The organism is Bradyrhizobium sp. NAS80.1 (genome assembly GCF_001908205.1).
Classification (GTDB): Bacteria; Pseudomonadota; Alphaproteobacteria; order Rhizobiales; family Xanthobacteraceae; genus Bradyrhizobium.
On the sequence record NZ_LGHL01000158.1, the window covers coordinates 39,361 to 49,081 of the forward strand.

Annotated in this window: 7 protein-coding genes and 1 pseudogene; 5 read left to right on the forward strand and 3 right to left on the reverse strand. The window is 64.6% G+C overall.

Going from position 1 to position 9,721, the window contains the following annotated elements:
- Window positions 1-8: 8 nt before the first annotated feature.
- Window positions 9-1,508, forward strand: coding sequence for a sensor domain-containing diguanylate cyclase (locus tag AC629_RS31880; RefSeq protein ID WP_084808787.1), 1,500 nt, complete (start codon window positions 9-11; stop codon window positions 1,506-1,508).
- A gap of 245 nt (window positions 1,509-1,753) precedes the next feature.
- On the opposite strand, the gene AC629_RS31885 is transcribed toward AC629_RS31880, so the two are convergent.
- Window positions 1,754-2,629: a UTP--glucose-1-phosphate uridylyltransferase gene (locus AC629_RS31885; RefSeq protein ID WP_084808788.1), complete on the reverse strand. Its 876-nt coding sequence runs from the start codon at window positions 2,627-2,629 to the stop codon at window positions 1,754-1,756.
- Window positions 2,630-2,836: 207 nt separating this feature from the next.
- On the opposite strand from AC629_RS31885, the pseudogene AC629_RS31890 reads away from it, so the two are divergent.
- Both AC629_RS31890 and AC629_RS31895 read left to right on the forward strand, forming a co-directional pair.
- Window positions 2,837-4,220, forward strand: a pseudogene (locus AC629_RS31890) (lytic murein transglycosylase).
- A 171-nt stretch (window positions 4,221-4,391) separates the two neighbouring features.
- Complete coding sequence (locus AC629_RS31895; RefSeq protein WP_084808789.1) at window positions 4,392-6,143, forward strand: SGNH/GDSL hydrolase family protein; 1,752 nt, start codon at window positions 4,392-4,394, stop codon at window positions 6,141-6,143.
- Window positions 6,144-6,312: 169 nt separating this feature from the next.
- On the opposite strand, the gene AC629_RS31900 is transcribed toward AC629_RS31895, so the two are convergent.
- Window positions 6,313-6,687: a CsbD family protein gene (locus tag AC629_RS31900; protein WP_084808790.1), complete on the reverse strand. Its 375-nt coding sequence runs from the start codon at window positions 6,685-6,687 to the stop codon at window positions 6,313-6,315.
- A gap of 99 nt (window positions 6,688-6,786) precedes the next feature.
- Window positions 6,787-7,524 carry an SDR family NAD(P)-dependent oxidoreductase gene (locus AC629_RS31905; protein ID WP_084808791.1) on the reverse strand — a complete coding sequence of 246 codons (738 nt, stop codon included), beginning with the start codon at window positions 7,522-7,524 and terminating at the stop codon, window positions 6,787-6,789.
- 98 nt (window positions 7,525-7,622) lie between these two features.
- Between AC629_RS31905 and AC629_RS31910 the strand changes: the two genes are divergently transcribed.
- Window positions 7,623-8,402 (forward strand): SDR family NAD(P)-dependent oxidoreductase, encoded by a 780-nt coding sequence (locus AC629_RS31910; protein WP_084808797.1) that lies wholly within the window; start codon window positions 7,623-7,625, stop codon window positions 8,400-8,402.
- Window positions 8,403-8,607: 205 nt separating this feature from the next.
- Window positions 8,608-9,495, forward strand: coding sequence for a TauD/TfdA dioxygenase family protein (locus AC629_RS31915; RefSeq protein WP_084808792.1), 888 nt, complete (start codon window positions 8,608-8,610; stop codon window positions 9,493-9,495).
- Window positions 9,496-9,721: the final 226 nt, after the last annotated feature.

The window sequence follows — 9,721 nt, forward strand, 5'->3', positions numbered from 1 at the left end:
GGTAACCGATGCTGTCTGGATGGCGCGAAGTCACGGCCGGCAGGCCGTGGCGCATTTCGGCGAAGCTGCTGATCGTCTCGTCCGTCGTGACGGTGATCGGCTTTTCCGCCATTTGCGTCAACGTCATGCTCGACATGCGCCGCGGCGAGAAGGCCCTTGCCCGCCAGACGCTGGAAAACCTCGCCACCTCCATCGACGCCGACATCAGCCGCAACATCGATATCTACGATCTGTCGCTGAAGGCCGTCGCCAGCAACATGCTGCTGCCCGAGATCAATACGGTCTCCAAAACGATCCGCCAGCTCATCCTGTTCGATCACGCCACGACCGCAAAACATTTCGGCGCCATCCAGGTGTTCGACGCCGACGGCAATCTGACGATCGATGCCTCCACGCTCGACCCGGTTCCTCAAAATCGCGGCAGCGAGGACTACTTCACGGTTCATCGCGACAATCCCGGCGCCGCCGGGCTCTTCATCAGCCGTCCCATGCTGTTCCGCGGCGCCTATTCCATCGTGTTGAGTCGGCGCATCAACGATACCGACGGCGGCTTCATGGGGGTCGTCGCCGGCTCGATCCGCTTCAGCTATTTCCACGAATTGTTCGAGCGGCTGAGCCTCGATCCCGAGGACACCATCACCGTGCTTAGGAGCGACCGCACCATCATGATGCGGCGGCCGTTCGATCTCGACATCATCGGCACGAACCTGAATGACCGCCGGGCCTGGAAGGCCGACAATCTCCTGGTCGGCGCATCCTATTCAGGCGAGGGCCCGGTCGATTCGACGCCGCGGCTCTATGCGCGCAGTGGCGATAGCGGGCGGATGTTCGTGGTGGCGGGCAAGCCCCTGACCGCCGTGTTCGCGCTCTGGCAGAGGGAGGCGATTCGCATCGGCGCCGTGGTGCTGGTGCTCGCGCTGTTCGTGTTGGGCTCGGCCGTCCTGCTCGCCCGCGAGATCACCCGGCGCGCCGAGGCCGAAAACAAGCTCGAGGAGATGGCGACGACGGATGCGCTCACCGGCCTGAAGAACCGCCGCAAGTTCGATCAGGTCATCGACAGTGAATGGCGGCGCGCGATGCGCCAGAAAGCGCCGGTCGCGCTGCTGATGATCGATGCCGATCACTTCAAGGCCTACAACGACACGTTCGGCCACCAGGCGGGCGACCAGGTGCTGGTCGGCATCGCCATCTGCATTTCCGACTCGGTGCGGCGGTCCGGCGACTGCGCAGCGCGCTATGGCGGCGAGGAATTCGCGGTGCTGCTGCCGAACATTTCGGCCACCGACGCTTTCAAGATCGCGGAGACGATCCGCGGCAAGGTGCAGGGCTGGTCCGACGAGCAGGCGACGTCAACCGTCTCCTGCGGCATCGCCAGCCTCGTTCCCACCGCCGGCATGGATTGGTCGATCCTGGTCGCCGCCGCCGACAAGGCGCTCTATGCGGCGAAAGCCGGCGGGCGTAACCAGTCCGTGGTCGCAAGCCTTCCGAAGCTGTCACTGGTGGCGTGAGGCTGCTGCTCGTCACTAGCAGCGTGACGCGCGCTACACCACAGGTGTCGTCCCGGACAAGCGCAGCCTTGGCAACGCGTAGCGTTGTCCAGGGCGGAGCGCCGATCCGGGACCCATAACCACCGGGAGTGGTTTGGCGAAGACTCGTCGTTCGGTACCGCTACCGTCAATCATCGATAGATCACGCGGTATGGGTCCCGGCGCCAAGTGCGCAATAGGCCGGGACGACACCGGAGGTGTGGCGGCTACTGCCCGAGATACTTCTTCATCTCCGCGATCAGCCCGTCACGCAGCTCGGGCCGCTTGAGGCCGTAGGCGATGTTGGCGCGGAGGAAGCCGGGCTTGGAGCCGCAATCGTGGCGCTCGCCCTCGAACTCGACGCCGTAGAATTTCTGCGACTTGGCGAGGCCGATCATGGCGTCGGTGAGCTGGATCTCGCCGCCGGCGCCGCGCTCCTGGGTCTCCAGGATCTTGAAGATCTCCGGCTGGAGGATGTAGCGGCCGGTGATGGAAAGGTTGGAAGGCGCGGTGCCCTTGGCGGGCTTCTCGACCATGCCGTCGACCTCGAACATCTTGCCGTTGCGCTTGCCGACGCCGCAGATGCCGTATTGATGGGTCAAATGGTCGGGCACCGCCTCGACCGCGATCAGGTTGGATTTCTCGCCGAGCGAGGCCGCCATCTCGATCATCTGCTTCAGGCAGCCGGGCGTGTTGAGCACGAGCTCGTCGGGCAGCACGACCGCGAACGGCTCGTTGCCGACGATGTCGCGCGCACACCAGACCGCGTGGCCAAGGCCCAGCGGTGCCTGCTGACGGGTGAAGCTGACGGCGCCCGCTTCGGGCTGGTTCTGCGCCAGGATCTCCTGCTCGGCCTTCTTGCCGCGCGCAGCGAGCGTCGCGTCGAGCTCGAACATCTTGTCGAAATGATCTTCGATGACATTTTTGTTGCGGCCGGTGACGAAGATGAAGTGCTCGATGCCGGCTTCCCTGGCCTCGTCATAGACGTACTGGATCAGCGGCTTGTCGACGATGGTCAGCATTTCCTTCGGCATCGCCTTGGTGGCGGGCAGGACGCGGGTGCCGAGGCCGGCGACGGGGAATACGGCTTTGCGAATTTTCATGTGATTGATCGAATACCTGAGGACACACGTGAAGGGAGCAATGGCATCTTGCTAGCCTGTTTGCATCCGCTAACAAAGGCGGATGTGGGGCCTCGCCGGCGCAGAGTTAAGAAAAAGGCCGCCACCAAAATTTCACGTTTGTTAAGCTAAAGGCAACCGTAGCCGGGCCTCCTGAAGGCGGATTTTCGGCCGGACAGGTAGGATACGATGCAATCAGGGGCAGGGCTGGCAAGACGTGCTGGATTCGTGGCCAGCGCAACGATGATTGCAGCCGCCTTGCTGCTGCCGGCTTGCGCGCACGCCCAGGCGCAGAACGGCCTGTCGAACCTGTTCGGCGGTATTTTCTCCGGCCCGAATCCGGCGCCCTCGCAACCGGCACCCGGCCCCAACGGCGCGCAACCTTGGAGCGGCGAGGACGGGGCCTCCGGCCATCCGCTGATGACGGCGGCGGCGATCCGCGAAGCTGCGGGCAATTTCGACAATTGCGTCTCGGGGATGTGGCCTGATGCCGCACGCCGCAACATCACGCAGGACAACTTTCAGCGCTTCACCGCTGGGCTTGCGCCCGACCTGCGCATCATGGACCTGATGGATTCGCAGCCGGAATTCTCCAAGTCGATCTGGGACTATCTCGACATCCTCGTGAACGACAACCGCCTCGCCAAGGGCAAGGAAGTCCTCGCCAGATACAAGGCGCAGTTCGACGCCACCGAAAACGCCTATGGCGTCGACCGTTACATCATCGCCGCGATCTGGGGCATCGAGTCCAATTACTCGACGCAGATGGGCGACCGCAGCGTGCTGCAATCAACCGCGACGCTCGCCTGCGTCGGCCGCCGCCAGGCCTATTTCAAGGACGAATTCCTCTCGGCGCTGGAGATCCTCAACCGCGGCGATCTGCGCCCTGAGCAGATGCGCGGCTCCTGGGCCGGCGCCTTCGGCCCGACGCAGTTCATGCCGACCGCCTTCAAGCGCTTTGCCGTGGACGGTGATGGCGACGGACGGCGCGACGTCGTCGACAATCCGACCGACCTGATCGCCTCCACCGCCAACAATCTGAAGAAGGACGGCTGGCAGAGCGGCCAGACCTGGGGCTACGAGGTGGTGGTGCCCCAGGGCTTCAACTACATGCTGGCCGATCGCGCCAAGACGATGACGATCGCGCAATGGGAGAAGCTCGGGCTCAAGCGCCCGACCAACCAGCCCTTCCCGCACCCGGCTGAGAAAGCCTATTTGCTCGCGCCGGCCGGTGCGCAGGGACCCGGCTTCCTGATGCTGCAGAATTTTCGCGTCATCATGAAGTACAACCCGGCCGAAGCCTATGCGATGGCGATCGGCCATTTCGCCGACCGCCTGCGCGGCGGCCAGCCCTTCGTGCAGCCCTGGCCACGCCAGGAGCGGGAACTGTCGCGCACCGAGCGGCTGGAACTCCAGCAGCTCCTGGCCCAGCGCGGCTTCTACAAGGGCACCCCCCGACGGCCAATTCGGCGGCCAGACCCGGGAGGCCTTACGCAACTTCCAGGCTTCGATCGGGGTGCCCGCGGACGGATTTGCCTCCTCCGACGTGCTGGATCGGCTGCGCGGGCGGTAAAATCGCCCCGAAAGTAACCCTGAACGGGGATTTTGCCTGATAGCCTTGACGGGGGCGGCCGATCCCCGGTGTATGAACCGGGAATCTGCAAAGAGAATCTGCCCGTTTGCGGCCCGATTCCGTTATTATATCGAGCCTATTCCAAGACCCGTTGCGCGCGCCCGAGATCGCATGTCGAAGCCGAAATCATTCTTCAAGGCGCTGACCGAGACCGGCCCGCTGATCGCGCTGGCGACGGCGCTTGTGATCCTGGTCTCGATCGCGGGACCCGCCTCGGCGCAGTTCTTCAACTTCCCCGGCTTCGGCGGCTTCGGCGGCGGCCCGCCGCAGCGCGCGGCGCCGCAGCCACACCGTGGCGGCGGTTGGTTCGGCGGTGATTTCTTTGCACCGTTCCAGCAGCAGCAACAGCAGCAACAACAGCAGGCGCCGCGTCAGGACTTTTCGCGCGCCCCGGCGCCGGCCAAGCGCGAGACCACTGCTGAGAAGAACGTGCTGGTGATCGGCGACGCCATGGCCGACTGGCTCGCCTACGGCCTCGAAGATGCCTACACCGAGCAGCCCGACATGGGCGTGATCCGCAAGCACAAGACGACGTCGGGCCTGATCAAGTACCAGCCGCGCGGCGAGCCCTCGGACTGGGCGTCGGCGGCGAAGGGCATCCTCGAAACCGAAAAGCCTGACGTGATCGTCGTCATGCTCGGCCTCAACGATCGCGTCGCGATCCGCGAGGCTGCGCCCGACAAGTCAGACAAGGCCTCGGACAAGGACAAGAAGAACGACAAGGGCGCGCGCGCCAAGCCGCAAGCCAAGCCCGGCGACGCCAAAACCGATGCGAAGCACGATTCCGCAGCCAAGCCCGAGGACAAGCCGGCTGCGGATACAGACCTGCCGCAGGACGACGCCGACAATGCCGATACGCCGCCGGCGACAGCGCCCGAGAAGAGCGCGCGCAACCCGAACGGCGTCTACGAATTCCGCGAGGACCACTGGGTCGAGCTCTACAGCAAGAAGATCGAGGAACTGACCACCGTCCTCAAGGCCAAGGGCGTGCCGGTGCTCTGGGTCGGCCTGCCCGCGATCCGCGGACCGAAGGGCACGGCGGACATGCTGTTCCTGGATTCGCTCTATCGCGAAGGCGCAGGCAAGGCCGGCATCACCTATGTCGATGTCTGGGACGGCTTTGTCGACGAAGCCGGCCGCTTCCTCCAGAAGGGCCCGGACTTCGAAGGCCAGATCCGTCAGCTCCGCAGCGCTGACGGCGTCTATTTCACCAAGCCCGGCGCGCGCAAACTCGCGCACTATGTCGAGCGCGAGATCACGCGCCTGCTCGCCGGACGCTCCGGCCCGATCGCGCTGCCGAGCGAACCGGCAACCCCCGACACCAGTACGGAGCCCGGCAAGCCCGCGCCGCGGCCGCTGGCAGGACCGATCGTGCCGCTGGTTGCAGCTTCGATTGCGACCGATCAATTGCTGGGCGGCCCGGGTTCGCGTCCGGCGGCCGTCGATGCGCTCGCAGCGAAGACGATGGTGAAAGGTGAGCCGCTGACGGCCCCGGCAGGCCGTGCCGACGATTATGCCTGGCCGCGCCGCGAAGTCGGCCGCGAGCAGGCGAAGGGCGATACGCCGATGGCTGCGACGACACCGGACGGCGGCGCCCATCCCAATCCATCGAGCGTTCCGAGCGCGGCCGCGGCGATTGCGCCGCCCAAGCCCGCGCCGAAGAAGCCGCCGGTACAGCTGCAGCCGCAGCAGCCCGCGCAGGCAACGCCGTCATTCCGTAATTTCTTCGGCTTCGGCTTCGGCTCTCCGTCGCCACCGCCGCGTCAATTGGGGCCGGGGCCAGGGCCGCGCAACCCGAATCCAAACCCCGCGATTCCGCGGCCGCCAGGCTATGTCGGACGATCGGCGGAAGTGTTCCGGTAATTGATCTCGTGTCCCGGACGCGCAGCAGCGTGCAACGCTGCTGCGCAGAGCCGGGACCCAGCTCTCGCGACATCCACAAAGAATAGGCCCCGGCTCGGCAACGCGGCGTTTCCGGACGATACTACGCATCGCCTGGGCCGCATTGCGTCCGGGGCACGAGAGCTTGAGCTCAGCCCCAATAGCGCCAACGCGGCGGCGGGCGGCGTGCGGGCCGCGACATCAAAAGCGCGAGCGCGAAGCCGATACCGCCGGCGACCAAAAGAGCGCCGAGCGGATTGTCCCGCACTTTCTTGGACAACGCCTGCGAGCCGTCGCGGAAGGTGTCGCCGCTGTTCTCGTAGACATCCTTGGCGTAGCTCGTGGCGGTGTCAGTGGCGTCACGCACGGCATCCTTGGCCTGGCCGTAGAGATTCTGCACCGCGCCTGCGGCTTCCCGCGCCTTGCCCGACGCCTGTGTCTTCGCATCGCCAGCCATGTCTCCGATCGCGCCTTCCGCGCGTCCGGCATACTCCTTGGCCGATCCGGCAATCCGATCCGTGTCCATGATGATCCTCCTCGGGGGTCAGCCCAAGTAACCGATCAAGTAACCGATCAAGTAACCGATCAGGCGCGGCGCGGTTCCCTTTGGCCTTGGATGTTGATCTCAAAGAATGAGACCACCATCGACGACGAGGGTCTGGCCGATGATGTAGGACGACAGCGGCGAAGCCAGGAACAGGGCCGCGCCCGCCATGTCGGCCGGCGTGCCCAATCGCCGCAGCGGAATGCGCGCCAGCGCGCCTTCGAGCCGCTTGGGATTGTCGGTCGTCACCTTCGTCATCTTGGTATCGACGAGACCGGGCGCGATGCCGTTGACGCGGATGCCGTCTTCGGCCCAGGCCTCGCCCAGCGTGCGCGTCAATCCGACCGCGCCAGTCTTCGAGGCGTTGTACGCGGGATTGCCCATGGTCGAGTGATACGCCGCGGTCGAGGACACCATGATCAGCGCGCCCTTGGAATCCCGCAACATGGAATGAAACCGTGTCGCGCACGCCATCAGGCTCATCAGGTTGACCTCGACGACCTTGCGGAAGCCGCTCATCTCGAATTCACCGCGGCGATAGATCACCGCGCCTTGCGCGAGCACCAGGATATCGAGCCGGTCGAAGGTCGGCGTGAACGCTTCGATCGCGCCGGCATTGCTGACATCGAGCTGCGCATAGGAAAGACCCGTGAGATCGGAGCCTTCCTCAGGCGAATATTCCGTAGGCTGGGCACGCGTGCCGCAAACCGCAACTTGCGCGCCCCTTGCGCGAAAGGCCTGCGCGATGCCGTTGCCGATACCGCTGGAACCGCCGACGACCAGCACCTGCTTGCCTGAAAAATCGAGCTCGTTCGCCATCGCGGCCTCCCCTTTGTTTTGCTTGTTTGACCTGTCTGCGGATCGATGCCAGCCTTGTCAATCTCATAACAACAAACAAGACGCCGCGAGGAAACAGCATGTCCGAATTCAAGCAGCTCAGCCGGTCCGTGAAGGGCCTGACCGTTCTCGTCACCGGCGCGGCGAGCGGCATGGGGCGCGCGACCGCGCGCGTGTTTGCAGCGGAAGGCGCGAACGTTGCCGTCACCGATTATGACGAGCAAGGCGCGCTAGCCGTCGCGAAGGAGATCGCGGCGAGCGGCGGTTCGGCGAAGGCGTGGAAGCTCGACGTCGCTGACGGCGGCGAGATCAAGCGCGTGGTTGGCGACGTCGCCACGCATTTCGGCGGGATCGATATCATCGTCAACAATGCCGGTATCTCCGTGCGCGTCGCGATCGACGACGAGACTTACGAGGATGCCTGGGTCAAGGGCATCGCGGTAATGCTTACAGCGCATCCGCGCATCATCCGCGCCGCGCTGCCGCATCTGCGCAAGTCAAAGTCCCCGCGCATCGTCAACATCGCCTCGACCGAGGCGCTCGGCGCCACCGCACTGCATAGCCCCTATTCGGCAGCGAAGGGTGGCGTGGCGAGCCTCACCCGCTCTCTCGCAGTCGAGCTCGGCCGCGAAGGCATCACCGTCAACTGCATCTGTCCGGGGCCGATCCGCACCGCCATCACCGATCGGATCTCGGAAGAGCACAAGACCATCTATGCCAAGCGCCGCACTGCACTCGGCCGCTACGGCGATCCCGAGGAGGTCGCGCACATGACGCTGAGCCTGTGCCTGCCGGCGGCTTCCTTCCTCACCGGGGCCGTGATTCCGGTCGACGGCGGCCTGATGGCGCGCAACGCGTAAGAGCCATGCGCGCAGGAGCGTAGCCCGGATGAGCGAAGCGACATCCGGGACTTTGCTTGCACCGTTCCCGGGTATCGCTGCGCTCACCCGGGCTACGTGCCTGCTATGGGCTGCCATGCGCGCCGAGCGTTGACATCATCCGGCGCGAGAGTAGCTTTTTCACCGACAGGGCGGAGCAACCGCTCGTCTTTCGGGGAGACGCGCCATGACGATCGCCATACGGCAGCTTCAGAAGCACTTTGTCGGCGAGGTTTCGGGCCTCGACCTGCGAAAGCCTCTCACTCCGGATGAGGCACGCGAGATCGAGGCCGCCATGGACAAATATGCGGTGCTTGTCTTCCACGACCAGGACATCACCGACGAACAGCAGATGGCCTTCGCGCTGAATTTCGGCCAGCGCGAGGATGCACGCGGCGGCACCGTGACCAAGGAGAAGGATTACCGGCTCCAGTCAGGCCTCAACGACGTCTCCAACCTCGGCAAGGACGGCAAGCCACTCGCCAAGGACAGCCGCACTCATCTGTTCAACCTCGGCAATTGCCTGTGGCATTCCGACAGCTCGTTCCGCCCCATCCCCGCAAAATTCTCGCTGCTGTCGGCGCGCGTGGTCAACCCCAAGGGCGGCAACACCGAGTTCGCCGACATGCGCGCGGCCTATGACGCGCTCGACGCCGAGACCAAGTCGGAGATCGATGACCTCGTCTGCGAGCACTCGCTGATGTATTCGCGGGGATCGCTCGGCTTCACCGAGTACTCCGATGAAGAGAAGCAGATGTTCAAGCCGGTGCTGCAGCGACTGGTGCGCACGCATCCCGTCCATCGCCGCAAGTCACTCTATCTCTCATCGCATGCCGGCAAGGTCGTGAGCATGAGCGTGCCCGAGGGACGGCTGCTGCTGCGCGACCTGAACGAGCACGCGACGCAACCTGGGTTCGTCTACGTCCACAAATGGAAGCTGCATGATCTCGTGATGTGGGACAACCGCCAGACAATGCACCGCGTCCGTCGCTACGACCAGTCCCAGCCTCGCGACATGCGCCGTGCGACAGTTGCCGGGACGGAACCGACGGTGCAGCAACAGGCGGCGGAGTAGACGTATACACCGCTGTCGTCCCGGGGCATCGCGAAGCGATGAACCCGGGACCCATAGCCACAGGCGGTAGTGGTTACGAGGACTCGGAGTTTGCAGCTCAACGAGACAACTTCACCCTGTGGTTGATGGGGTGGACGGCCCCCTACGGCATCAATGTGCCAGAATGAGGTTGTCAGAAACTCATTCACAGGAGCCGTCCGTGAGCCAGATTATCCGCATTGGGATG